Genomic DNA, 23,266 nt, shown 5'->3' with positions numbered 1-23,266 from the left:
CGGCGCGCCCGGGCCGCGGCTCGTGACGGCCGACAGAAAAAAGAGGGGAGTGAAGCGCGCGACAGCGAACGCCGCGCGCTTCGTTCGCACCGCGATCAGGCCATCGCGTGCAGACGCAGATACAGGCCGGCTGCCGCGGCGCCGCCGAGCAGCGGGCCGATCACCGGCACCCACGCATAGCGCCAGTCGCTGTCGCGCTTGCCCGGAATCGGCAGTAGCGCATGCATGATGCGCGGCGACAGGTCGCGCGCGGGGCTCATCGCATAGCCGGTCGGGCCGCCGAGCGAGATGCCGATGCCGAGCACCAGCAGGCCGACGGGCAGCGCGTCGAGTGCGCCGAGGCCGACCTGCGGCGACGCGAGGTACAGCACGCCGAGAATCAGCACGAACGTGCAGATCGCTTCGGTCAGCACGTTGTGCGTGGTGCTGCGGATCGCCGGCGCCGTGCAGAACACCGCGAGCTTCAGGTCCGCATCGGCTTCCTTCGCGAAGTGCTGGCGATACGCGAGCCATACGAGCAACGCGCCCGCCATCCCGCCGAGCATCTGCGCGAGCACGTAGCCGCCGACTTTCGACCACGCGAACTTGCCCGCGAGCGCGAGACTGATCGTGACGATCGGATTCAGGTGCGCGCCGCTGAACGACGCGGTCACGTAGACCGCGACGAATACCGCCATCGCCCAGCCCATCACGATCACGATCAGGTCCGCGCCTTTGCCCTTGGTCTTTGCAAGCAGCACGTTTGCGACCGCGCCGTTGCCGAGCAGCACGAGGATCGCGGTGCCGATGAATTCTGCAATATAAGGTGACATGATTGTCTCTCGAAGTCACGGCGGACTCGCGCGCTGCGCGGTCCGCCGGTGTTGTTGTATTTCGTTTGGCTTTATTTGGATTACTGGGTGTCGTCGGCCCATGCCTTCGCGGCGCGCACCGCACGCTGCCAGCCGGCCATGCGCTGTTCGACCTGCTCCTTCGGCATCGACGGTGCGAAGCGGCGATCGAGCTGCCACTGGTCGCGCACTTCGTCGAGATTCTTCCAGTAGCCGATCGCGAGGCCCGCGAGATAGGCCGCGCCGAGCGCGGTCGTCTCGGTGATCTGCGGACGCACCGCGTCGACGCCGAGCAGGTCGGCCTGGAACTGCATCAGCAGGTCGTTCGCGCTCGCGCCGCCGTCCACCCGCAGCTCGCCGATGCTGATGCCCGAATCGGCTTCCATCGCGGCCAGCACGTCGAGCGACTGGTACGCGATCGCATCGAGCGCCGCGCGCGCGAGGTGCGCGGCGCTCGTGCCGCGGGTGACGCCGAACACCGAGCCGCGCGCCCGCGCGTTCCAGTGCGGCGCGCCGAGGCCGGCGAACGCGGGCACGAGGTAGACGCCGTCGGTATGCGGCACGCTCGCGGCGAGCGCTTCGATCTCGGCGGCCGTCTTGATGAGGCCGACGCCGTCGCGCAGCCACTGCACGACCGCACCCGCGATGAAGATGCTGCCTTCCAGAGCGTACTGCACGTCGTCGCCGATCTGCCACGCGATCGTCGTGACGAGGTTGTTCTTCGACTCGATCGGCTTGTCGCCGGTGTTCATCATCAGGAAGCAGCCGGTGCCGTAGGTGTTCTTCACCATGCCCGACGTCGTGCACATCTGGCCGAACAGCGCCGCGTGCTGGTCGCCGGCGATACCCGCGAGCGGAATCTTCGACGCGAACACGGTGGTCTTCGTGTGGCCGTAGATCTCCGACGACGCCTTCACTTCCGGCAACATGCTGCGCGGGATGTCGAGCAGTTCGAGCAGCTCGCTGTCCCACTCGCGCGTATGGATGTTGAACAGCATCGTGCGCGACGCGTTCGTCACGTCGGTCACGTGCAGTTCGTGCTTCGTGAAGTTCCATACGAGCCAGCTGTCGACGGTGCCGAACGCGAGCTTGCCCTGGCGCGCCTTGTCGCGCGCACCCGGCACGTTGTCGAGGATCCAGCGGATCTTCGTCGCGGAGAAGTACGAGTCGATCGGCAGGCCGGTCTTCGCGCGCACCGTCGCTTCGAGCCCTTGCTTCTTCAGCGAGTCGCAGAAGTCGGCCGTGCGGCGGTCCTGCCAGACGATCGCGTTGTAGACGGGCTGGCCCGTCTCGCGATCCCAGACGATCGTCGTCTCGCGCTGGTTCGTGATGCCGATCGCGGCGATCGACGTGCCGTTCAGTCCCGTGCGCGTGACGGCTTCCGCGGCGACGCCGGCTTGCGTCGACCAGATTTCCTGCGGGTCGTGCTCGACCCAGCCGGGTTGCGGGTAGATCTGTTCGAATTCCTTCTGGGCGATCGATACGATATTGCCCTGGCGATCGAACAGCATCGCGCGGGAACTCGTGGTGCCCTGGTCAAGCGCGAGGATGTACTGGTCCTGCATGTCTCTCATCTCCATCCGTGGATTGGCTTAGTTGTGATGCGCGCCGCATGTGGGCGGCGCGTCGGTGAATCAACGTCGGTCAGGCAACGGCAACTGCAATGTGCATTCGGGTCAGGCGTGCGGTGCATGCGCGGCGGCGAACCACGCGTCGACCGCGGCGGTCACGGCGTCGAGCGTACCGGGCGCGACGTGCAGGCCGAGCTTCGAGCGGCGCCACAGCACGTCCTGCGCGCAGGTCGCCCATTCGGCGTCGCGCAGGTAGCGCAGTTCGGCGTCGTGGATGCCCGGTGCGATTTCGGCGCCGAGGTCGGCGAGCGACTTCGCGCCGTCGATCACGCGCTCCGCACGCGTGCCGTACGCGCGCGCATAGCGGCGTGCGAGTGCGGCGGGCAACCACGGATGGCGTTTCGCGAACGCGCCGGCGAACACGTCGAACTTCGCGTCCGCGATATCACCGCCCGGCAGCGCGACGCCGGCGGTCCAGGTCTTCGCTTCGCGGCCGAGCGCGCGGCACAGCATGTCGCCGGCTTCTTCCGCGAGCTTGCGGAACGTCGTGATCTTGCCGCCGAACACCGACAGCAGCGGGGCGCCCGCGCCGTCGTCGAGTTCGAGGCGATAGTCGCGCGTGACGGCCGACGCGTTCGCCGCGTTCTCGTCTTCCAGCAGCGGGCGCACGCCCGAATAGGTCCAGTGCACGTCGGCAGCCGAGATCTTGCGCTTGAAGTAGCGGTTGATCGAATCGCACAGATATTGCGTCTCGTCGCGATCGATCGCGACCTTCGCGGGATCGTTCGTGTATTCGACGTCGGTCGTGCCGATCAGCGTGAAGTCGTGCTCGTACGGAATCGCGAAGATGATCCGCTTGTCCGGGTTCTGGAAGATGTACGCGTGATCGTGATCGAACAGCCGGCGCGTGATGATGTGGCTGCCCTTCACGAGCCGCACGCTGTGATGCGCGCCGCGGCCGAGCGCGCCGTGCAGCACGTCGCCGACCCATGGGCCGGCCGCGTTCGCGATCGCGCGCGCATGCACGACGCGGATCGAACCGTCGGCGTGCTGCAGCCGCGCCTCCCATTCGTCGCCGCGGCGTTCGGCGGAAACGAGTTTCGTGCGGGTGAGGATCTCGGCGCCGCGCTCCTTCGCATCCATCGCGTTCAGCACGACGAGGCGGGCATCGTCGACCCAGCCGTCGGAATACACGAAGCCGCGCTTGATCGAGTCGATCAGCGGCGCGCCGGCCGCATGGCGGCGCATGTCGATGCCGCGCGAGCCGGGCAGCAGTTCGCGTTTCGCGAGGTGATCGTAGAGGAACAGGCCGATGCGGATCAGCCAGGCCGGGCGCAGGTTCGGCATGTGCGGCATCACGAAGCGCAGCGGCCACATGATGTGCGGCGCCGCGCGCAGCAGGGTTTCGCGCTCCTGCAGCGCCTTGCGCACCAGTCCGAACTCGTTGTACTCGAGATAACGCAGGCCGCCGTGAATCAGCTTCGTGCTGGACGACGACGTGTGCGACGCGAGGTCGTCCTGCTCGCAGAGCATGACCGACAGGCCGCGGCCGGCCGCGTCGCGCGCGATCCCCGCGCCATTGATGCCGCCGCCGACGACGAGCAGATCGTAGCGATTCGGTTGGGTCACCTGCTGTCCTTATCGTCTGTTGAAATGAGGCGAACATGAAATGTTCGAATTCGAAATTTAACGAACGAAATCGAAAAAGTAAAGTTCGAAAAAGCGGGGCCAGTAGCGCGCGACACGATCCCGGACGATACTGGCGAAATCGACCGTTTCGCGAGGTGAATCATGCGTATTGGGATGTGGGCCGGCGTGTGCGCCATCCTTCTGGCGGGGTGCGGCGCGGGTACGCCGCCGCTCGCCGGCAATTGGCGCGCGCCGTCGTTCGTCGACCTGCAGACGTCGTGCGGCGGCGCCGCGCGCGACTGGGGCGCGGACGCGCAGCCGGTCTATTCGACGCTGTACGACGCGTACGTCGCGAAACGCTATCGGGGGCTGACCGAAGCAAACTATTGTGCGTTCGTAAACGAACTTTCGACCCACTATGTGGCGCCTGACGCGGCGGCACGCGCGGGCTGGATCGCGTATTTCAACGACGCACGCGCACAGGCCATCAGCTGGCGGGCGGCGGTCGATCCGACGCTGCGCGGCGGTTGAAGCCGGCGGCGGCGAACGGGCAGGCGGGAGGCGGGAACGATCGCGCGGCCGGATGCCGGCCGCGCGATCAGGTCAAGGTCGGGAACAGCGGGGCTTACGAATAGCGGTACTTGACGGATCGCAGCGTGGCGTCGCCGGTCTCGGTCACGCAGTATCTGCGCCCCGAGCCGAGCCCTTCCAGGCGGACGAGCTGTTGTTCGAGCAGGATGTCCAGTTCATCCCGATCCATGTCGCGCTGATCAGGCGCGTCCTTCACAAGCAAGAGCGTGGCGAATTCATGCGGACTCAGCATCGTTCTCTCCATGGCAATCGGACTGCCCGCGCGGCCGGCGCATACGCCGACGCGCGATACCCGCAGGGGTATGGCTTGGGGGGAAAGCTGTATTCGCCGGCCCTGCAATTCGCACCGCCCTGGCACAGGCGGATCGGCGAACGGGCCGGGGAACTGGAGTCTAGTCGAGCGCGCACGCAACGACAAATCGTGCCCCGTTAATTTTCCGTTTGACAGAAGCGCATGCCACAAGCGGTTCGTGCGCGGCGCCAACTTCTTGATTTCACTTGAAGTTTCAGGTGCGGTGCAGCATCGCGACCGTCATTCCGCGACGTACACCTGGGTGCCGGCGGCGGCCACCGTGTCGTCCATCTCGGGCGGCAGCGGCTTGTCGGTGAAGAGCGCGTGCACCTGGCTCAGATGGCCCTGGCGCACGAGCGCCGGGCGGCCGACCTTCGAATGATCGGTGACGAGGTAGACCGTGCGCGCATGCTGCATGATCGCCTCGGCGACGCGCACCTCGCGCGTGTCGAAATCGCGCAGCGTGCCGTCGGCCTCGATCGCCGACGTGCCGATGATCGCGTAGTCGACCTTGAACTGCCGGATGAAGTCGATCGCGAGCTCGCCGACGATGCCCTTGTCCCACGGCCGCACGATGCCGCCCGTGATCAGCACCTCGCAGTCGGGATAGCCGCTCATCATCGACGCGACGTTCAGGTTGTTCGTGATCACGTGCAGCCCGTGATGGCGGTTCAGCGCGCGCGCGACTTCCTCGGTCGTCGTGCCGAGGTTGATGAACAGCGACGCCTGGTCGGGGATGTGCGACGCCGCGAGCGCCGCGATGCGCCGCTTCTCGTCGTGGAACATCCGCTGGCGCGCGGTGTACGACACGTTCTCCGAGCTGGTCGGCAAGCTCGCGCCGCCATGGTAGCGGCGCAGCAGGTTCAGGTCGGCGAGCCAGTTCACGTCGCGGCGGATCGTCTGCGGCGTGACCGCGAAGTGCGCGGCGAGATCGTCGACGGTCACGAAGCCGTCGCGCTGCACCCATTCGAGCAATTCCTGCTGGCGCGCGTTGAGGGTGAGGCGGGGATCTCGGGTCATGGCTCGATGGTCGTGTCGTGAGACGGAGCGGGTATTGTAAGGGCGGCAACGGCGTTCGGCCGGCCTGCCGGACATCGGCGCGCACGATTCATGCGGAAACTACATGGATTCATGTGACAAATGAATTTGTGCGATCGCGCCGATCGCGCTGGAATGGCGGATTGCCCGCTCGCGCGGGCCCGTTCATTCAGCTTTCGACGAGGTGGTCTCGATGAGTGGCTTCAACTGGCACAACCCGTATCCGTCGACCCGTATTCCGGTGTTCGCGCGCAATGTCGTGTCGACGTCGCACCCGCTTGCCGCGCAGGCCGGGCTGCGGATGCTGTGGAAGGGCGGCAACGCGGTCGACGCGGCGCTGGCCGCGGCCGCCGCGATCACGGTCGTCGAGCCCGTGTCGTGCGGGCTCGGCGGCGATGCGTTCGCGCTCGTCTGGGATGGCGAGCGACTGTCGGGGCTCAACGCATCGGGCGTCGCGCCGGCCGCATGGAACGTCGACTACTTCCGCAAGCGCCACGGCGAGGATGCGCGCGGCATCGCGAACAAGCCGACGCGCGGCTGGGACACCGTTACCGTGCCGGGCGTGATCGCGGGCTGGGAAGCGCTGCACGCGAAGTTCGGTTCGCTGCCGTTCGCGGACCTGCTCGAGCCGGCGATCGAGATCGCGGAGCGCGGCTATTCGGTGCCGCCGATCGTCGCGCACAAGTGGGCGGCGGCCGTCCCCGAACTGCAGGGGCTGCCCGGTTTCGCGGACACCTTCATGCCGCTTGGCCGCGCGCCGCTCGTCGGCGAACGCGTGTGCCTGCCCGGTCATGCGCAGACGCTGCGCACGCTCGCGAAGGACGGCGCGCGGGCGTTCTACGAAGGCGCGCTCGCCGAGCGTATCGCCGCGTTCGCGCGCGAAGGCGGCGGCGCGCTGACCGAAGCCGACCTGCGCGCGTACCGGCCGGAATGGGTCGAGCCGATCGGCAAGCGTTTCGGCCGTCACACGATTCACGAGATCCCGCCGAACGGGCAGGGCATTGCCGCGCTGATCGCGCTCGGCATCGCCGAGCATGCGGGCGTGACCGAGTGGCCGGTCGACTCGGTCGATTCGCAGCATCTGCAGATCGAGGCGATGAAACTCGCGTTCGCGGACGTCTATCGCTACGTCGCCGATCCGCGCGCGATGGACGTCACGCCCGAACAGATGCTCGACGATGCGTATCTCGCCGAACGCGCGAAGCTGATCGATCGCGCGCGTGCGACGCACTTCGCCGCCGGTCGTCCGCGTTCGGGCGGCACGATCTACCTGTCGGCGGCCGACGAGCGCGGGATGATGGTGAGCTTCATCCAGTCGAACTACATGGGCTTCGGCTCGGGGCTCGTCGTGCCCGGCACCGGCATTGCGCTGCAGAACCGCGGGCACGGCTTCTCGATGGACCCGGCTTCGCCGAACGTCGTCGCGGGCGGCAAGCGGCCGTTCCACACGATCATCCCGGCGTTCGTCACCGAGGAGGCCGACGGCCGCACCGAGGCCGTGATGAGCTTCGGCGTGATGGGCGGCGACATGCAGCCGCAGGGCCACCTGCAGACCATCGTGCGGATGCTCGGCTATGGCCAGCAGCCGCAGGCCGCGTGTTGCGCGCCGCGCTGGAAGGTCAACCGCGACTTCACGCTCGACGTCGAGGCGACGATGAACCGCGCGACGGTCGACGCGCTGGCCGCCCGCGGCCATACGATCCAGTCGATCGACGATCCTTACATGGATTTCGGTTCGGGGCAGTTCGTGTGGCGTCTCGATCCCGACGATCCGGAGCGCGGCTACGTGGCCGCGAGCGACAGCCGGCGCGACGGGCTCGCGGCCGGTTTCTGACGGATCGCTTCCAGCTCGCGCTGCAGTTTCCCCATCACGGGCGGCCCGGCGGCCGCCCGTTTCGTTTGGCGCGCCGCATACCATCGAACGCGCGCAAGCGGTTTGAAGGACTCGTCTAACGAACGGCAACAGACGCCGTGGAACTGCGCTCGTCGGGTATGGTCAGTGCTCTGGAGCACGAACTTCAAAGTCCGGCTAAGATGCCAGGATGGTTCGGCCGGACCGACTCACTATAAACGCAAGTAAAACGCCGCCTGCGGATCGGCTGGCGCCTGTGCCCCAGGCATGGGCCGGCCTCCGCGCGACGACTGGGAGCGCACTACCATGGACACCAAAACGACGCATGTGATGCCGTGGCGTATCGAGGACATCGACCTGAACCGGATCGATCGCCAGCGTGCCGCCGCGAACGAGGATCTGCTGCTGCTGCTGTGCGCGTCGTCGTTCATCGAGAGCGGCTCGGATCTCTATACGAGCAATCTGAGCGAATTCTTCAATGACGATCCGGAAGTCTCCGCATGGCTCAACAATGCATGGGAGCCCGAAGAATTGCAGCACGGCCGCGCACTGAAGGCGTACATCGCGCACGTGTGGCCCGAGTTCGACTGGGATACGGCCTTCGCGAATTTCTTCGCCGAGTATTCGAAGACCTGTTCGGTCGAGGCGTTCGAAAAAACCCGCGCGCTCGAAATGGTCGCGCGCTGCGTCGTCGAGACGGGCACGGCCACGCTCTATCGCGCGATCAACGAATGCTCGGACGAGCCGGTGCTGAAGGAAATCACCGACAACATCCGCACGGACGAAGTGCGTCACTACAAGCACTTCTTCAAGTTCTTCAAGAAGTACAACCAGGTCGAAGGCAATGGCCGGCTCGCGGTGCTCGGTGCGCTCGCGCGCCGCGTGATGGAAATCAAGAACGAGGATTCCGAGATCGCGCTGCGCCACGTGTTCGCGATCCGCTATCCGGACCGCGTCGGCGACAGCCAGTACAACCGCGAGCGCGCCGCGCGCATCAATTCGCTGGTCCGCCGCAACCTGTCGGCCGACATGTGCGTGAAGATGCTACTCAAGCCGCTCGACCTGCCCGCGAAGATCCAGCCGGGCGTCCACTATCCGCTCACGAAGATCACGCGGCACGTTTTCCTGCGCTGATCGCCGCGGCGCGGCCCGTCGCGCGTATGCTGGCACTTCCTCATCCGATCCGCAGCCGGGCCACGCCATCATGACCGATACTCATCGCCACGCACTCGAACAATGGACGTTCGACGCGTGGCCGTCCGCCGTCGTGTCGCTGTTCGACGGCACCGCGCTCGAGCGTCACGCGGACATCGCCGCGTCGCTGATCGTCGCGACCGACGATGGCCAGCTGCGCACGACGCTGCTCGGCGTCGGCGAGATCTATGCGCACGATGCGCGCACGCTGCTGATCGCGCTCTGGCCGCAGTCGCGGGCGGCGCGCGCGATCGCGCAACGGCGTATGGCCGCGTTGACGCTCGTCGCGGACGGTGCGTTCTTTCAGGCGCAACTGGAGATGATGCCGCTCGAAGGGGATGTCGGCGGATTGGCCGGATTCGCTGCGACGATCGCGCACGGCGATGCGCAGCGGGTCGGCTATGCGCGTCTCGCGACAGGCGTCACGTTCTCGCTGGAAGGGGAGCGCGCCGCGGTGCTCGCACGCTGGCAACGCCAGATCGAGCACCTGCGGCGCGCGGCCGCGCGGCTTCAGTGACCGCGCTGGCCGCTGCGCGACGAACGGTTGCGGTTCGGATGCGCGGCGTTGCCGCTTGCCGGGCGGGCGCCGTTGCCGCCGCCTGCCGGACGTCCGCCGCCATTGCCACCGGCACCGGCGCCGCCTTGCGTGCGCGGCTTCGCGGCCTTCTGCTGCGTCGCCTTCGGTTGTGCGTTGCCGTCGCGTTTCGCGGCAGGCTGGCCTGAGCCGCCGGCACGCGGCTGGCGATTGCCTCCGCCGCGCGGTTGCTGCTGGCCGCGGCGCTGCTGGATCGGCTCCGGTTTCGCGTTCGGATCGGGTTCGAAGCCCGCGATCACTTCCTGCGGGATCTCGCGCTTGATCAGCCGCTCGATGTCGCGCAGCAGCTGCTTCTCGTCGACGCACACGAGCGACACGGCTTCGCCGGTCGCACCCGCGCGGCCCGTGCGGCCGATCCGGTGCACGTAATCCTCGGGCACGTTCGGCAGGTCGAAGTTGACGACGTGCGGCAACTGGTCGATGTCGATCCCGCGCGCGGCGATATCGGTCGCGACGAGCACCTGCAGCGTGCTGTTCTTGAACTCGGCCAGCGCGCGCGTACGCGCCGACTGGCTCTTGTTGCCGTGGATCGCCATCGCGCTGATGCCGTCCTTCGTCAACTGCTCGGCGAGCCGGTTCGCGCCGTGCTTGGTGCGCGTGAACACCAGCACCTGGAACCAGTTGTGTTCGCGGATCAGGTGCGTGAGCAGCTCGCGCTTGCGGTCGCGGTCGACCGGGTGGATCTTCTGCGCGACGCTCTCGGCGGTCGTGTTGCGGCGGGCGACCTCGATCAGCGCGGGCGAGTCGAGCAGGCTGTCGGCGAGCGCCTTGATTTCATCGGAGAAAGTGGCCGAGAACAGCAGGTTCTGGCGCTGCGGCGGCAGCTTCGCGAGCACGCGCTTGATGTCGTGGATGAACCCCATGTCGAGCATCCGGTCGGCTTCGTCGAGCACGAGGATGTCGAGATCCGACAGGTCGATGGTCTTCTGCTGCATGTGGTCGAGCAGGCGCCCCGGCGTCGCGACGACGATGTCGACGCCGCGCTTGAGCGCATCGATCTGCGGATTGATGCTGACGCCGCCGAACATCACGGTCGAACGCAGCTTCAGGTACTTGCTGTACGCGCGCACGCTTTCCTCGACCTGGGCGGCGAGTTCGCGCGTCGGCGTGAGGATCAGCGCGCGAACCGCGCGCTTCGCGCCACGGTGCTCCGCGTAGAACGTGTGCAGGCGTTGCAGGATCGGCAGCGTGAAGCCGGCGGTCTTGCCGGTGCCGGTTTGCGCGCCGGCGAGCAGGTCGCCGCCGCCGAGGACGGCCGGGATCGCCTGCTGCTGGATCGGGGTCGGCGACGTGTAGCCGAGCTCGTTGACCGCCTTGACCAGCGGTTCGGCCAGGCCGAGAGATTCGAAAGACATAGATACCACTCTTGAGTTTTATGATCGGCGATGCGTCGCGCGGCCCGCGCGTCAAACCTGCATCGCAAAACAGCCAGAAAGCAAAAGGGCGCGGCCGCGGTTTCCCGCAGCCGCGCCCCGTTTGTGTGAGCCGCTTCTTAGTCGAGCGGCGCGGAACGCAGATCGCTCACCTGTTGCGGCGAGATCGGCGTACCGTTGTTACCCCAAGACATCCGGATATACGTGACGACCGCCGCGACTTCCTGGTTCGACAGCGACTGCGCGAACGGCGGCATCCCGTACGGACGCGGATTCTTGAACGTGCTCGGCGGATAGCCGCCATTCAGCACCATGCGGATCGGGTTGACGGCCGATTCCATCATGATCGAGTGGTTGCCCGCGAGCGGCGGATAGGCCGGCGGCTTGCCCGCGCCGGTCTCGGCGTGGCAGGTCGCGCAGTTGTCCGCGTAGATCTTCTTGCCCTGGTCGAACAGCGCGTTGCCGAACTGCTTCGACGGCTCGTACTGCATGTTCTTCGGCGCTTCAGCCTTCTGCGGGATCGACTTCAGGTACGTCGACATCGCGCGCGTATCTTCGTCGGTCATGTACTGCAGGCTGTTGTGGACCACGTCCGCCATCGGGCCGAATACCGCACCCTTCTGCGACACGCCGGCTTGCAGCAGGTCGGACAGCTCCTGCACGTGCCAGTCGCCGAGGCCGAGTTCCTTGTCGTTCGTCAGCGACGGCGCATACCAGTTCTGCAGCGGGATCAGGCCGCCGGCGAACGCCGACGAGCTCACCGGGCCGCCCATCATGTTGATCGACGTGTGGCACATCGAGCAGTGGCCGAGGCCTTCGACGAGATACGCGCCGCGGTTCCATTCGACCGACTTCGTCGGATCCGGCTTGTATTCGCCTTCCTTGAAGAACAGCGTGCGCCAGCCGATCAGCAGGTTGCGGTTGTTGAACGGGAACTTCAGTTCGTGCGGACGGCTCGGCACCGACACGGGCGGGACCGAACGCAGGTACGCGTAGATCGCGTCCGAATCGGCGCGCGTGACCTTCGTGTAGCTCGCGAACGGGAAACCCGGGTACAGCAGGCTGCCGTCCTTCGAGCGACCCGTGTGCATTGCACGGTAGAAGTCGTCCGACGTCCACTTGCCGATACCGTTCTGGTCGTCGGGCGTGATGTTCGGCGTGTACATCGTGCCGAACGGCGTCGCCATCGGCAGGCCGCCCGCGAACGACTTGCCGCCGCGCACGGTGTGGCACGCGATACAGTCGCCGACGCGCGCGAGGTATTCGCCCTTCTTGATCAGCGCGGCCTGGTCGGCCGGCGTGGCCGCGACGGCGGCAGCGCCGTGCAGCGTGTCGTTGCCCGGCCACAGGACCGGCACGAGGGCGGCAGCCGCGACGATCGCGACGGCCGAGAGTGCAAACAGGGACTTGCGTTTCATTGTGTCTGTCTCCCTTGCCTTATTGCGGTTCGCTGCCGCAGGCGAGCGGAGTCTTCATCGAACGCGCCGGGGCCGGCACGGGGTTGGCGGGCGCCGGTTGCGCGGCGAGCCACGCGGTCACGGCCGTCACGTCTTCGTCGGAAAGCTTCGCGGCGATGTCGTGCATGCAATCGGGCGCCTTCGCGTGGCGGTTGCCCGAGCGCCATGCGCCGAGCTGCGCGCTCAGGTAATCGGCGTGCAGGCCGACGAGGCCCGGGATCGCCGGCTGCATGCCGGTCAGCCCTGCGCCGTGGCAGGCCACGCAGGCCGGCAGCTTGCGCGACGGGTCGCCTTGCGTGACGAGCTGCTTGCCGCGTGCGAGCGTCGCGGCCGGCAGCGTCGGCTTCGCCGGCGTCGGGTACGGCGGACGTTCGGCCGAGAAGTGCTCGGCGATTTCCTTCAGGTAATCGTCGTTCAGGTACGTCAGCAGATAGTTCATCGGCGGGTACTTGCGCCGGCCGTCGCGGAAGTTGACGAGCTGGTTGTACAGGTACTCGGCCGGCTTGCCGGCAAGACGCGGGAAGTAGTCGTTGTCCGTGCCCTGGCCGTGGACGCCGTGGCATGCGGTACAGCCGCGCACGCGCTCGGCCATGGTATCGGGTGCCTTGAGCGGCGCCTGCTGGGCGTGCGCTTGCTCCGTGGGCTTGGTCTGCGCTTGGGCAGCGCTCATAAGGCCCGCGCCGCCGATCATCAGAACGGCGAGCAGCGGACGGAAGAGGCGTCTTGAAGACACACGAGACTCCATGTTTATTCGTCGGGGACCTTGTCCGGGCTACGATCGGCTCGGCGCATGGACGGCAGGACAGCCGGGCTGCTGCGACGCGGCATTCTATCATCGATGGGTAATGACGGCTATTTGGCAAAAGGACATCGGTTCCTGTCCGTTTGCGACTTGCGACAATTTGACGCGCATTGCGCCGGCGTCATGTGAACCGGCGTGCGTTTTCCCCATCGAAGACCGTACACTCGCGGGTCGCGCGGCGCCGCCTCCGCCGCAGGTCCAGTCGTTTCTCCCGTTTCCGGATTCATCGATGACGTTTTCTACCGTGCCGTTGCCTGCCTCCCGCCGTCCGTCCCGCCGTCCGCCCCGTTGCCGCCGCACTGCCGGCCTGCCGCTTGCGGGAGGGCGTGCGCGATGAAGTTCGACAGCTTGTGGATCGGTCAGGTCGCGCTCGCGGCGCTGATGGATGCGGCGTTCGCGATGGCGGTCGGCTCGGCGCTGTTCAAGGCGTGGCTCGGCAAGGACGGCGCGCGGCCGGTCATCGCGCCGTCGCACCCCGCATGGCTGCGCGCGCAACATTCGCTCGTCGCGGCGGCGCTGGCGCTCGTGCTCGCCGATCTCGGCTGGCTCGTCTACGAAGCCGCGGCGATGAGCGGCGCGGGGCTCGGCGGCGCGTTCGCCGCGATTCCCGTCATGCTGATGCAGACGCATACGGGCTTCGCGTGGAGCGTCGCGTTCGCCGGCGCGGTGCTGCTCGCGATCGTCGCGCTCGCGAAGCCGGACGGCCCGGTCGCGCATGCGGTGCTGTGGCTCGCGGTGATCGTGGTCGCGGCCGGCAAGGCGTCGCTCGGCCATGCGGCCGATAGCGGCGTGCTGTCCGCGGCGGTCGGCGTGCAGACGCTGCACCTGCTGGCCACCGCCGTGTGGGGCGGCCTCGTGCTCGCGGGCGGGCTCGCGGTGCTGCCGGCGCTCGGGACGTCGGTCGCGCGCGGCGCGCTGATCCGCATCGGCCAGCACCTGTCGCGCACGTCGATCGTCGCGGTCGTCTTCGTGCTCGGCACCGGCGTGCTCAACGCGATCCGCGGGCTCGGCGGCTCGCTCGCGCCGCTCGACGGCAGCACGTGGGGGCGCGTGTTGCTGCTGAAGCTGCTGCTCGTCGCGCTCGCGCTCGTGCTCGGCGGGCTCAACCGCTTCTCGGCGCTGCCGCGCCTGCGCCGCACCGCGTCGACCGAGGACGCGTACACGTTCCGCAACATCCTGCATCTCGAAGGGATGACGATGATCGGCGTGTTCGTCGCGGCGGCCGTGCTGTCGTTCAGCGTGCCGGGGTTCGCGGCGCTCGGCTGACGGCCGAACGGCGCAGGGCGGGGCGCCGCATGCGTGGTGCGGATGCAAGAACGGCCGCCGTGTCGGGGCGGCCGTGTCGAACGCACTGCGCGGCGCGCGCCGCGCCACGCATCTTTCTTATCTCAAGCGTTCATCACCACTCGGCGACGCTGCCGTCCGCGTGGCGCCACACCGGGTTGCGCCAGCGATGGCCGGTCTTCGCCATCTCGCGCACCTTCTCCTCGTTCACGTCGATGCCGAGCCCCGGGCCTTGCGGGATCGCGACGAAGCCGTCCTCGTAGCGGAACACCTCGGGATTGCGCAGATAGTCGAGCAGGTCGTTGCCCTGGTTGTAATGGATGCCGAGGCTCTGTTCCTGGATGAACGCGTTGTAGCTGACCGCGTCGAGCTGCAGGCACGCGGCGAGCGCGATCGGCCCCAGCGGGCAATGCAGCGCGAGCGCGACGTCGTAGCTTTCCGCGAGCGTCGCGATCTTGCGGCACTCGGTGATGCCGCCGGCGTGCGATGCGTCCGGCTGGATGATGTCGACGTAGCCGCCCGCGAGGATGTGCTTGAAGTCCCAGCGGGAGTAGAGCCGCTCGCCGAGCGCGATCGGCGTGTTGGTCTGGTTGACGATGTCGCGCAGCGCCTCGGCATTCTCCGACAGCACCGGTTCCTCGATGAACATCAGCTTGTACGGATCGAGTTCCTTCGCGAGCACCTTCGCCATCGGCTTGTGCACGCGGCCGTGGAAGTCGACGCCGATCCCGACGTGCGGGCCGACCGCATCGCGCACCGCCGCGACGTTCGCGATCACCTGCTCGACCTTGTCGTAGGTGTCGACGATCTGCAGCTCCTCGGAGCCGTTCATCTTCACGGCCTTGAAGCCGCGCTCGACCACCGCGCGCGCGTTGTTCGCGACGTCGCTCGGCCGATCGCCGCCGATCCACGAATACACCTTGATGCGATCGCGCACCTGGCCGCCGAGCAGCGCATGCACGGGCACGCCGTGATGCTTGCCCTTGATGTCCCACAGCGCCTGGTCGACGCCCGCGATCGCGCTCATCATGATCGGGCCGCCGCGGTAGAAGCCGGCGCGGTACATCACCTGCCAGTGATCCTCGATCAAGAGCGGGTCGCGGCCGACGAGATAGTCGGCCAGTTCGTGCACGGCGGCCTCGACCGTGTGCGCGCGGCCTTCGACGACCGGCTCGCCCCAGCCGATGACGCCCTCGTCGGTTTCGATCTTGAGGAACAGCCAGCGGGGCGGGACGACGAACGTTTCGAGGCGGGTGATTTTCATGACGCGTGTCTCCATGATTGACCGGCGCGCCCGCGCGGGCGCGGCGCACGATCCGTGCTTTCGCGGTTATCCTAGCGTAGTCGAACAAAAAATAGTATTAATAGCATTAATGTGCAGATAGTGGGCAGCCGCCCGACGGAGAACGATCATTCAACGCGACCTGCATGGACAGACGGCCTTCCGGCTCGCGACGGCGATCCTGCGCGGCGACTATCCGCCCGAATCGCTGCTGCCGAGGGAACCCGACCTGATGGAGATGTACGGCGTGAGCCGCACGGTGATGCGCGAGGCGCTGCGCACGCTGACGTCGAAGGGGCTGGTCGAATCGCGGCCGAAGGTCGGCACGCGCGTGCGGCCCCGCCGTGCGTGGAACCTGCTCGATGCCGACCTGCTCGACTGGTATGCGCGGGTCGCGCCGCCGCTCGCGTTCGCGCTGAAGCTGCAGGAGATGCGCGAGATGATCGAGCCGCACGCGGCCGCGCTCGCCGCGCGCACCCGTACGCCCGAAGCATTCGACGCGATCGATGGCGCGGTGCGCGCGATGGCCGCCGCGCGCAACGTCGACGAATGGGTGCGCGCCGACCTGCACTTTCACCTGAGCGTGCTGGAGGCCGGCGGCAACGAGTTGCTGGTGCCGCTCGGCGCGCTGATCGATCGCACGCTCGAGGCGCAACTGCAATTGAATGCGCGCCGGGCGGACGTGTACAACGCGTCGCTTGCCGAGCATGCGGCCGTCAGCGACGCGATCCGCGTACGCGACGAGAACGGCGCGCGCCGCGCGATGGCGACGCTGCTCGCGGTGACGCGCGCGCGGATCGAGATGTCGTGACGGGAGCGGGGCGGGCGGCGCCCGCAGCGTACCGTCATGCGTTCGCGCAGCCGCCCGGCTTGTGGATGCGCTCCGTTGACGGCGGGTACTTCGCGAGCAGGCTCGCCGGCCGCCGCGGCCGCGCGACCAGGTCGCCGCCGCAATTCGGGCAGCGGCCCTTCAGCACGTCGTCCGCGCAAGTCGCGCAAAACGTACATTCAAACGTACAGATGCGCGCTTCCGCCGAATCGGGCGGCAGGTCCTTGTCGCAGCATTCGCAGCCGGGGCGCAGTTCGAGCATGATGGTCTCCTGGGTCGACGAGGGATGGGCGCCGCCCGGACATTGCGTGCGGCGCATGCGAGCGCTACTGTACGCGTTTGGATCGGCCCGGCCAACGGCGTCCCGCCTGGGCGCCGGTGCTGCGCACGGGCTGCACCGGAGACGACCATGCTTTATCGCGGAAGCTGTCATTGCGGCGACGTGACGTTCGAGGCGGAAGGCGACCTGCAGGGCGTGATGGCGTGCAACTGCTCGATCTGTCAGCGCAAGGGCGCGCTGATGTGGTTCGTGCCGCGCGACCACATGACGCTGCTGACGCCCGACGAAAATCTCGCGACCTACATGTTCAACAAGCACGTGATCCGGCATCGCTTCTGCAAGCGCTGCGGGATTCACGCGTTCGGCGAAGGCGTTCATCCGGACGGCACCGCAATGGCCGCGATCAACGTGCGCTGCGTCGAGGGCGTCGATCTCGACGCGCTGCCCGTCACGCACTACGACGGCCGCTCGCACTGAGCGGCGCGCGGTTGCGGGCGCCTGCGCGGCGCGACTCGATCACGACGGTTGCACGGCCGCCACGTTCGCCGCAGGCGTTTCCGCTTGCGGCGCCGGGCCGGCGGTGCGCGTGCCGGCGTCGGCCGGGCGTTCGATCAGCGGCGCGAGCGCCGGCGCCATCGACTTCAGCAACTGCACGGCCATCGCGCTCGTGAAGTCGTAGCGCGCCGCATACGGCTCGTGCGCGGTCGCCGTCAGCACGCCGAAGAACCGGTCGCCGATCGCGAACACGAAGGTGCCGCTACGGTTGACCTTGCGCGACTCGATCAGCCGCGCGCCGCGTGCATAGACGTTGAAGCGCTGGTCGCCCGTCCCCGTCTTGCCGTACACGTCGAGCGTCTTGCCGTCCGGCAGCGTGAGCCCGCCCGCCAGGCGGCGCGCGGTGCCATGGAGCACGACGTCGCGCAGCAGCGTGTGCGCCACGTTGACGATCTCCGGCGCCAGCATCGGCTGCGGTTGCGCGGCCGCGCGCACGAAACGCGTTTCATACGGCGTGCCCTTCGCGAAATCGAGCCGCGTGATCGTCTCGGTCGGCGCCTTCTGGCCGCCGTTCGCGATCAGGCCGATCAGCTTCGCGAGTGCGTCCGGCTGGTCGCCCGACGCGCCGATCGCGGCCGCGTACGACGGCGTCACTTCCGCGAACGGGTAGCCGAGCGCGCGCCACGACTTCGTGATCTCCGCGTACGCGCGCAGCTCGACCATGCGGCGGATGCGGCGGTCCTGCGTCGCGTGGTAGCGGGTCTTGTACAGCCACGAGTACGTGTAGAAACGCGCATCGCGACTGTCGCGCTGAACCTCGGCGAGCGACGCGGTCGGGTGCGCGCGCAGGTAGTTGAGCGTCCACAGCGCGAGCGGATGGACGCTCGCGATATAGCCGCGATCGTTGAGATTGAAGCGGTCGATCGCATACTTCGCGTAGAGCGCGGCGAGATCGTCGTCGGACAGCGTCGCGGCCGGCGTGCCTTTCAGTTGCGCGCGCATCTGCGCGTCGAACCATGCGAGCGACTCGTTCGGCGCGACGCTGCGCAGCACCGTCGCGAGCTTCGGCGGCGACTTGCGTACGTCGCGCAGCATCAGCGCGAGTGCTTCGTCGGGCGCCTTGCCCGCATAGCGCGTGTAGTAGCGCTTCACGTAGACCTGGCTTTCGCCGTCGACGAATTGCTGCAGGTAATGCTGGCGCTGCGCGGGATCGTTGAGCCACGACGACGACGGGCCGGCCGCCTGCAGCGTTTCGTAGTGAACGATGTCGCGCATCAGCCGCACGAACACGAGGTTGACCGAGTGCTCGAACGCCGCGTGCAGCGTCAGGATGCGGCCGTTGTCCGACTTCTCGAAGTTCGAAAACACCTGCGCGCCGCCGCCCGTGTAGAACACGTCCGGGCTCGCCGAATACTTGCGCTCGACCGACGCATCGAGCATCGCCTGCAGCGAGCGCTCGCGCGTATGCGACAGGTAGTCGAGCGCCCAGCGCGACAGCCCGTCGATCGGATCGGGCTTCACGCGCGCCAGCTCCGCGTTCGACAGGTGCGCATAGCGCGCGTGCAGGTCGGCGACGATCTGCAGGTACGTGATCAGCGTGCGCAGCTTCGCGGTCGAGCCCAGGTTGATACGGCCGCCGCGATTCACGTCGAACGGCTGGTTCACGCTGTCGGTCTGCACGCGCAGCATGTTCGCGCCGTTGCGGTGCTCGTACAGCGTGAAGCTGTACGTGAGGTGCGACGGGTCGTCCTTCGGCGCGAGCATCTCGAAACCGTACAGGCCGGCGGCCTGCGCGCCGTCGCGCGTCGATGCCCGCGCGAGCCGCTCGGCGACCGCCTGCTGCACGCCGTTGTCGAGCGTGCTGGTGGCCTGCAGGTCGAGCTGGTCGAGCTGGTACAGGTCGCTGATGCCGAGCGCCGACAGCAGCGACGCGCGCGCGGAGGTCACGGCCTTGCGCGACACGAACGACTGCACGCGCGCGGCGGCTGGCGGCGCGCTGCGTTCGATCTGCGCGGCCAGCGCGGCATCGCGCAGCGCGGGCGAGATCACGCCGCCGTTCGACAGCAGCCGCAGATAGCTGTCGGTCAGCCTCTGCAGCGTCGGATAGCCGCGGTTGAGAAAGTACGACGGCGCGCGCTGCGCGATCAGCAGCGACAGCGCCTCGCGGAACATCTTGCCCTGCTGGTCGACGTTGTCGCCGGTCGTCGGCGCGGACAGCACGCGATTCACGTCGTTGAAGTCGCGGCCGTACCACGCGGCGAGACCGTCGCCGATGCCGGTGATTTCTCCGATGTGCGGCCGCGCGGCGAGCGGCACCGAGTTCAGGTAGCGCACGACGATCGTGCGGCGCGCGAGCATCGTCTGCGGGCCGTTCAGGTACGCGCGCACCGACGCGGACGCGATCTGCCGCAGCTTCTCGGGCGGCGTCGCGGTGCGGCCCTCGGGCGAATGGCGGAATTTTTCGATCTGCGTCGCGAGCGTGCTGCCGCCCGGGCGCGCCTGATGGCGATTGACCACGTGCAGCGCCTGGTCGGCCAGCGCGCGGCTGAAGCGCCCCCAGTCGATCGCCGGGTTGCGGTTCGGTTCGTTCGCATCGAGCAGATAGCGATCCTCGATGAACAGCAGCGAATCGGTGATCACGCGCGGCACCGTGTCGAAGTCGGCATAGACGCGCTGCGGGAACACGGTCGCGAACAGCGGCGAGCCGGTCGAATCGAACAGCATCAGGCCCGTCTGGTCTTTCTCTTCGTATGGGAGAAACAACCCGCGCTCGCCGAGCGACAGCATCCGCTGCGAATCGCGCGCCTGTTCGCTGACGACGAAGCCGCGCGCGAGCAGCCGCTGCTGGAACGCGGGGATCATCGCGTAGCCGAAGCGCTGGTCGTACGGGCCGTTCCCGGGGAAGCGGATGTGATCGCTCGGCCCCGCTTCGACCGTATAGCCGACGTCGCGGGTGAGCTCGGACAGATAGCGCGCCTGCAGCCGGGACGTTTCGATCTCGGTCTGCACGAGCCGCGCGACGATCGCCACCGCGATCAGCAATGCGGCGAGCAAAGACCACTTGACCCACGTCCAGACCGATGCGGGACCGGTCACGCGCGGGAGGATACGATTCAGCGGCCGATTCATGGCGGCGTCTCCCTGAGGGCGCGGTTGTCCGGCCACACCCCATTAAGGATTAGTGTAGTCCTCCGCGGCGGGCTGCCAAGGGCGGTTGACTACCGAGATGCGCCGGCGCAACAGGCGTGCCCGCGCCAGCCGGGCGACGGGTCGATGGCGGTCGGGGCGCCAGCCGGCGCGCGCGCCAGCCCCGCGCGGTCGAGCGGGCGGCGGCGAGCCAGCGTGGAAAAATGGTGCGCGCTTTCACCGTTCATTCAGCTGACGAAATGCTCGATCAGGTGATCGACGAACAGCCGTGCCTTGCGCGGAAAATGCCGACGGGTCGGGTACGCGACATTCATCTCGAGGGCCTCCAGTCGATAGCCGGGCAGCAGCGCGAGCAGCCGGCCGTCGTCGAGATCCGGCTTGACGAGGAAATCGGGCAGGACCGCGATGCCCATGCCGGACCGCGCCCAGTTCCGGATCAACCCGACGTTGTTCGACGATGCGGATTTGTTCGGGCGCACGGTGATGCGCATCTGTTCGTGTTCGAACGACAGGTATTCGCCCGCGAAATCGGCATGGAATGCCAGGCCCGCGTGCGACGCGAGATCGTGCGGATGACCGGGCGCGCCGTGCCGTTCGACATAGTGCGGCGCCGCGCAGACGATCCGGTTGATGCGCGTGAGCGGGCGCTTCACGAGCGTGTTGTTGCTGATGTGCTGCGACAGCAGCAGCCCGATGTCGAAGCCCTCGGACACGAGGTCGACGTGACGGTCCACGATCGTGATTTCCGGCACGATGGCCGGATGCCGCGTCTTGAACGTGTCGATGGCCGGCGCGAGCACGTGCATGCCGAACATGACCGGCGCGGCGATTTTCAGCGAGCCGATCGGTTCGTGATGCATCGAGGCGATCGTTTCCTCGACCCGGTCGATTTCGTCGATCACGTGACGTATCTGCGCCAGATAGAGGTGGCCCGCGTCGGTCAGCGACAGGCTGCGGGTGGTGCGATTCAGCAGGCGTGCGCCGAGCCGATCCTCGATGCTCATCACGAGGCGGGTGGCCGACGAGTTGGAGATGTTCAGTTCCGTGGCTGCGCGCGCGAAACTGCGAAGTTCGGCGACCTTGACGAATAGTCGCATCGGGAGGAGTTCGTCCATTTTTTATCGATAAACAGAAAGCGTGGATTCAATTCTATCCATCGATTTGATGAATTTTAACGGACGTTTTTAACGAATGATTATTATGGAATCGCGTATTTATCGGGTGCGAGAACGGTCGGAGAATGACGGGTTTCAAGGCATTCGGGTCGTTTAATTGGCGATTTGATTGCGATTGCAGTTAGACCTTTTTGATGAATTTGTATTTAGTAATTGTACGAAAATATAGGCTAATTTTTTCGTTAAAGCCTCGGACGTTATCGATGCGATGTGATACCGAACCGTATACGTCCCTGTTGCGTGGGCAGCTTCGCGCGTTCGTGCCGGCGCACGGCCTCGACGGAACGGCGGATCGGGTAGTCGCAGGCAACCGGGACGATTTCGGGCTGAGCCCCGCCGCGCGCAGGTGCGCGTCGCCCGCGCGGCATCGAGGCCCCGATAGCCGCCGTCAGACGCTGCCCGCGGTCTCGATCACGAGGATGCGCGCAGCGCCGAGCGGATGCGCGACGTGCTCCGTGCCGACTGTCGCGTGAAAGACGTCGCCCGTCTCGAGCACCGTCGCATGCTCGACGCCTGCGTCGCGGTAGCGCATCTCGACGCGGCCATCGAGCACCGCGAACACCTCCTCGCCGTCGTTCACGTGCCAGCGATACGGCTGGTCGGTCCAGTGCAGCCGGACCGTGATGCCGTTCAGGTTCGCGATGTCGAGCGCGCCCCACGCGCGGTCCGCCGTGAATGCGGCACTCCGGATGATCTTCATCGATGTGTTCTCCGGCACGCGTGTGTGCCGCCTTCCCGTGATTTTTCCGACATCCGCATTCAGCGCGACGTCGCGCGCAGCGCCTGCTCGACGATCTGCTTGCGCTTCGCGAAGCCGGCTGCCGTCCGTTCGGTGACGCGCGTCACGACCGCAGCCGGCGCGGTGTCGGGCGAGCCGGCGTCGAACGGCGGCGCGGGCGCATATTCGAGCTGCAGCTGGATCGCCTGCGCTTCTTCGTCGCCGACCAGCTCCGCGGCGATCGTCAGCGCGAAGTCGATGCCGGCCGTCACGCCGCCGCCCGTGACCAGGTTGCCGTCGCGCACCACGCGCTCGCGTACCGGTATCGCGCCCAGCGGTTCGAGCAGCGAGTGGAACCTCCAGTGCGTCGTCGCGCGCCGGCCGCGCAGCAGGCCGGCCACGCCGAGCAGCAGCGCGCCCGTGCAGACCGACGTCACGTAGCGCGCGGTGGCCGCGCGCTGCTGCACGAACGCGATCGTTTCGGCATCGAGCAGCAGCTCGTTGATGCCGATTCCGCCCGGGATGCAGATCACGTCGAGCGGCGGGCAGTCGTCGAACGTACAAGTGGGCGCGAGCGCGAGGCCGCTGCTCGACGCGACCGCGTCGCGCGACTTCCACACCAGATGGACGGCCGCATCGGGCAGCGATGCGAGCACGTCGTGCGGACCGGTGAGGTCGAGTTGCTGGACGCCCGGAAAGACGAGAAGGCCGATATGCAGGGTCATGCGAAGACTCCGTCTGGAAGGGAACGCGCGCCGTTCGGCACGGGATGGACAGATCGATTCTAGGCGCGTAGTGTTTGGCGAAATTGCCATATCACCCACGTTTTAAG

Annotated in this window: 21 protein-coding genes; 7 read left to right on the top strand and 14 right to left on the bottom strand. The window is 67.3% G+C overall.

All coding sequences use genetic code 11. The features are described 5' to 3' along the window. Nucleotides 1-95: 95 nt before the first annotated feature. The 3 genes from CFB81_RS13815 to glpD form a co-directional block, all read right to left on the bottom strand. On the bottom strand, nt 96-812 hold the full coding sequence (locus CFB81_RS13815; RefSeq protein WP_050014615.1) for an MIP/aquaporin family protein: 717 nt from the start codon (nt 810-812) through the stop codon (nt 96-98). An 80-nt stretch (nt 813-892) separates the two neighbouring features. Then, the gene (glpK, locus tag CFB81_RS13810) at nt 893-2,395 is read right to left on the bottom strand and encodes a glycerol kinase GlpK (RefSeq protein WP_089435598.1); all 1,503 of its coding nucleotides are present in this window, start codon (nt 2,393-2,395) and stop codon (nt 893-895) included. A gap of 111 nt (nt 2,396-2,506) precedes the next feature. Beyond that, nucleotides 2,507-4,030 carry a glycerol-3-phosphate dehydrogenase gene (gene glpD / locus CFB81_RS13805; protein WP_089435597.1) on the bottom strand — a complete coding sequence of 508 codons (1,524 nt, stop codon included), beginning with the start codon at nt 4,028-4,030 and terminating at the stop codon, nt 2,507-2,509. A gap of 162 nt (nt 4,031-4,192) precedes the next feature. Between glpD and CFB81_RS13800 the strand changes: the two genes are divergently transcribed. After that, nucleotides 4,193-4,561: a hypothetical protein gene (locus CFB81_RS13800; protein ID WP_069619621.1), complete on the top strand. Its 369-nt coding sequence runs from the start codon at nt 4,193-4,195 to the stop codon at nt 4,559-4,561. A gap of 94 nt (nt 4,562-4,655) precedes the next feature. Here the strand turns inward: CFB81_RS13800 and CFB81_RS13795 are convergent, their stop codons facing one another. Together CFB81_RS13795 and CFB81_RS13790 are read right to left on the bottom strand one after the other, a co-directional pair. Further along, complete coding sequence (locus CFB81_RS13795; protein ID WP_050014609.1) at nt 4,656-4,853, bottom strand: hypothetical protein; 198 nt, start codon at nt 4,851-4,853, stop codon at nt 4,656-4,658. A gap of 300 nt (nt 4,854-5,153) precedes the next feature. Next, nucleotides 5,154-5,933 carry a DeoR/GlpR family DNA-binding transcription regulator gene (locus tag CFB81_RS13790; protein ID WP_069619622.1) on the bottom strand — a complete coding sequence of 260 codons (780 nt, stop codon included), beginning with the start codon at nt 5,931-5,933 and terminating at the stop codon, nt 5,154-5,156. Nucleotides 5,934-6,144: 211 nt separating this feature from the next. Between CFB81_RS13790 and CFB81_RS13785 the strand changes: the two genes are divergently transcribed. The 3 genes from CFB81_RS13785 (at nt 6,145) to CFB81_RS13775 (ending at nt 9,514) form a co-directional block, all read left to right on the top strand. Continuing rightward, nucleotides 6,145-7,785: a gamma-glutamyltransferase family protein gene (locus tag CFB81_RS13785; RefSeq protein ID WP_069619623.1), complete on the top strand. Its 1,641-nt coding sequence runs from the start codon at nt 6,145-6,147 to the stop codon at nt 7,783-7,785. Nucleotides 7,786-8,109: 324 nt separating this feature from the next. After that, complete coding sequence (locus CFB81_RS13780; RefSeq protein ID WP_011546143.1) at nt 8,110-8,937, top strand: ferritin-like domain-containing protein; 828 nt, start codon at nt 8,110-8,112, stop codon at nt 8,935-8,937. 70 nt (nt 8,938-9,007) lie between these two features. Further along, nucleotides 9,008-9,514 carry a hypothetical protein gene (locus CFB81_RS13775; RefSeq protein WP_089435594.1) on the top strand — a complete coding sequence of 169 codons (507 nt, stop codon included), beginning with the start codon at nt 9,008-9,010 and terminating at the stop codon, nt 9,512-9,514. Here CFB81_RS13775 and CFB81_RS13770 read toward each other — a convergent pair. The 3 genes from CFB81_RS13770 to CFB81_RS13760 form a co-directional block, all read right to left on the bottom strand. Further along, nucleotides 9,508-10,947 (bottom strand): DEAD/DEAH box helicase, encoded by a 1,440-nt coding sequence (locus CFB81_RS13770; RefSeq protein ID WP_069619625.1) that lies wholly within the window; start codon nt 10,945-10,947, stop codon nt 9,508-9,510. The two genes, CFB81_RS13775 and CFB81_RS13770, sit on opposite strands and share 7 nt — an antisense overlap. 137 nt (nt 10,948-11,084) lie before the next feature. Beyond that, entirely contained in the window at nt 11,085-12,383 is a 1,299-nt protein-coding gene (locus CFB81_RS13765) for a cytochrome c (RefSeq protein ID WP_006477897.1), read from the bottom strand. A 19-nt stretch (nt 12,384-12,402) separates the two neighbouring features. Then, nucleotides 12,403-13,167, bottom strand: coding sequence for a c-type cytochrome (locus CFB81_RS13760; RefSeq protein ID WP_050014600.1), 765 nt, complete (start codon nt 13,165-13,167; stop codon nt 12,403-12,405). 390 nt (nt 13,168-13,557) lie between these two features. Between CFB81_RS13760 and CFB81_RS13755 the strand changes: the two genes are divergently transcribed. After that, a complete protein-coding gene (locus CFB81_RS13755) occupies nt 13,558-14,490 on the top strand; it encodes a CopD family protein (protein ID WP_069619626.1) in 933 nt (310 codons plus the stop codon). Between the two features lie 133 nt (nt 14,491-14,623). Here the strand turns inward: CFB81_RS13755 and dgoD are convergent, their stop codons facing one another. Next, on the bottom strand, nt 14,624-15,772 hold the full coding sequence (gene dgoD / locus CFB81_RS13750; RefSeq protein ID WP_089435593.1) for a galactonate dehydratase: 1,149 nt from the start codon (nt 15,770-15,772) through the stop codon (nt 14,624-14,626). A 145-nt stretch (nt 15,773-15,917) separates the two neighbouring features. On the opposite strand from dgoD, the gene CFB81_RS13745 reads away from it, so the two are divergent. Then, nucleotides 15,918-16,601 carry a FadR/GntR family transcriptional regulator gene (locus CFB81_RS13745; RefSeq protein WP_089435592.1) on the top strand — a complete coding sequence of 228 codons (684 nt, stop codon included), beginning with the start codon at nt 15,918-15,920 and terminating at the stop codon, nt 16,599-16,601. A gap of 34 nt (nt 16,602-16,635) precedes the next feature. Here CFB81_RS13745 and CFB81_RS13740 read toward each other — a convergent pair whose 3' ends face one another. Next, nucleotides 16,636-16,881 carry a DUF1272 domain-containing protein gene (locus tag CFB81_RS13740; protein ID WP_006483256.1) on the bottom strand — a complete coding sequence of 82 codons (246 nt, stop codon included), beginning with the start codon at nt 16,879-16,881 and terminating at the stop codon, nt 16,636-16,638. Nucleotides 16,882-17,028: 147 nt separating this feature from the next. Here CFB81_RS13740 and CFB81_RS13735 point away from each other — a divergent pair, with 147 nt between their 5' ends. Continuing rightward, on the top strand, nt 17,029-17,376 hold the full coding sequence (locus CFB81_RS13735) for a GFA family protein (protein ID WP_069616846.1): 348 nt from the start codon (nt 17,029-17,031) through the stop codon (nt 17,374-17,376). Between the two features lie 39 nt (nt 17,377-17,415). Here the strand turns inward: CFB81_RS13735 and CFB81_RS13730 are convergent, their stop codons facing one another. The 4 genes from CFB81_RS13730 to CFB81_RS13715 all read right to left on the bottom strand — a co-directional run bounded on the left by CFB81_RS13730 (nt 17,416) and on the right by CFB81_RS13715 (nt 23,159). Beyond that, nucleotides 17,416-20,523 (bottom strand): transglycosylase domain-containing protein, encoded by a 3,108-nt coding sequence (locus CFB81_RS13730; RefSeq protein WP_089435591.1) that lies wholly within the window; start codon nt 20,521-20,523, stop codon nt 17,416-17,418. A 245-nt stretch (nt 20,524-20,768) separates the two neighbouring features. Next, nucleotides 20,769-21,656: a LysR family transcriptional regulator gene (locus CFB81_RS13725; protein WP_089435590.1), complete on the bottom strand. Its 888-nt coding sequence runs from the start codon at nt 21,654-21,656 to the stop codon at nt 20,769-20,771. Between the two features lie 448 nt (nt 21,657-22,104). Continuing rightward, complete coding sequence (locus CFB81_RS13720; RefSeq protein WP_069621228.1) at nt 22,105-22,416, bottom strand: cupin domain-containing protein; 312 nt, start codon at nt 22,414-22,416, stop codon at nt 22,105-22,107. Between the two features lie 59 nt (nt 22,417-22,475). Further along, nucleotides 22,476-23,159 (bottom strand): DJ-1/PfpI family protein, encoded by a 684-nt coding sequence (locus CFB81_RS13715; RefSeq protein WP_089435589.1) that lies wholly within the window; start codon nt 23,157-23,159, stop codon nt 22,476-22,478. Nucleotides 23,160-23,266 lie beyond the last annotated feature (107 nt).

This window comes from Burkholderia sp. AU28863 (assembly GCF_002223195.1).
In the GTDB taxonomy this organism is placed as follows: domain Bacteria; phylum Pseudomonadota; class Gammaproteobacteria; order Burkholderiales; family Burkholderiaceae; genus Burkholderia; species Burkholderia sola.
Note: the sequence above shows the minus strand (reverse complement) of the source record. Positions and strands in the feature narration are given on the sequence as shown.

What these genes read in the sequence shown, in the direction of transcription:
- CFB81_RS13815 (WP_050014615.1), bottom strand. Translation starts at nt 812, where the DNA reads ATGTCACCTTATATTGCAGAATTCATCGGCACCGCGATCCTCGTGCTG.
- glpK (WP_089435598.1), bottom strand. Translation starts at nt 2,395, where the DNA reads ATGCAGGACCAGTACATCCTCGCGCTTGACCAGGGCACCACGAGTTCC.
- CFB81_RS13800 (WP_069619621.1), top strand. Translation starts at nt 4,193, where the DNA reads ATGCGTATTGGGATGTGGGCCGGCGTGTGCGCCATCCTTCTGGCGGGG.
- CFB81_RS13795 (WP_050014609.1), bottom strand. Translation starts at nt 4,853, where the DNA reads ATGCTGAGTCCGCATGAATTCGCCACGCTCTTGCTTGTGAAGGACGCG.
- CFB81_RS13790 (WP_069619622.1), bottom strand. Translation starts at nt 5,933, where the DNA reads ATGACCCGAGATCCCCGCCTCACCCTCAACGCGCGCCAGCAGGAATTG.
- CFB81_RS13785 (WP_069619623.1), top strand. Translation starts at nt 6,145, where the DNA reads ATGAGTGGCTTCAACTGGCACAACCCGTATCCGTCGACCCGTATTCCG.
- CFB81_RS13780 (WP_011546143.1), top strand. Translation starts at nt 8,110, where the DNA reads ATGGACACCAAAACGACGCATGTGATGCCGTGGCGTATCGAGGACATC.
- CFB81_RS13775 (WP_089435594.1), top strand. Translation starts at nt 9,008, where the DNA reads ATGACCGATACTCATCGCCACGCACTCGAACAATGGACGTTCGACGCG.
- CFB81_RS13770 (WP_069619625.1), bottom strand. Translation starts at nt 10,947, where the DNA reads ATGTCTTTCGAATCTCTCGGCCTGGCCGAACCGCTGGTCAAGGCGGTC.
- CFB81_RS13765 (WP_006477897.1), bottom strand. Translation starts at nt 12,383, where the DNA reads ATGAAACGCAAGTCCCTGTTTGCACTCTCGGCCGTCGCGATCGTCGCG.
- CFB81_RS13760 (WP_050014600.1), bottom strand. Translation starts at nt 13,167, where the DNA reads ATGGAGTCTCGTGTGTCTTCAAGACGCCTCTTCCGTCCGCTGCTCGCC.
- CFB81_RS13755 (WP_069619626.1), top strand. Translation starts at nt 13,558, where the DNA reads ATGAAGTTCGACAGCTTGTGGATCGGTCAGGTCGCGCTCGCGGCGCTG.
- dgoD (WP_089435593.1), bottom strand. Translation starts at nt 15,772, where the DNA reads ATGAAAATCACCCGCCTCGAAACGTTCGTCGTCCCGCCCCGCTGGCTG.
- CFB81_RS13740 (WP_006483256.1), bottom strand. Translation starts at nt 16,881, where the DNA reads ATGCTCGAACTGCGCCCCGGCTGCGAATGCTGCGACAAGGACCTGCCG.
- CFB81_RS13735 (WP_069616846.1), top strand. Translation starts at nt 17,029, where the DNA reads ATGCTTTATCGCGGAAGCTGTCATTGCGGCGACGTGACGTTCGAGGCG.
- CFB81_RS13730 (WP_089435591.1), bottom strand. Translation starts at nt 20,523, where the DNA reads ATGAATCGGCCGCTGAATCGTATCCTCCCGCGCGTGACCGGTCCCGCA.
- CFB81_RS13725 (WP_089435590.1), bottom strand. Translation starts at nt 21,656, where the DNA reads ATGGACGAACTCCTCCCGATGCGACTATTCGTCAAGGTCGCCGAACTT.
- CFB81_RS13720 (WP_069621228.1), bottom strand. Translation starts at nt 22,416, where the DNA reads ATGAAGATCATCCGGAGTGCCGCATTCACGGCGGACCGCGCGTGGGGC.
- CFB81_RS13715 (WP_089435589.1), bottom strand. Translation starts at nt 23,159, where the DNA reads ATGACCCTGCATATCGGCCTTCTCGTCTTTCCGGGCGTCCAGCAACTC.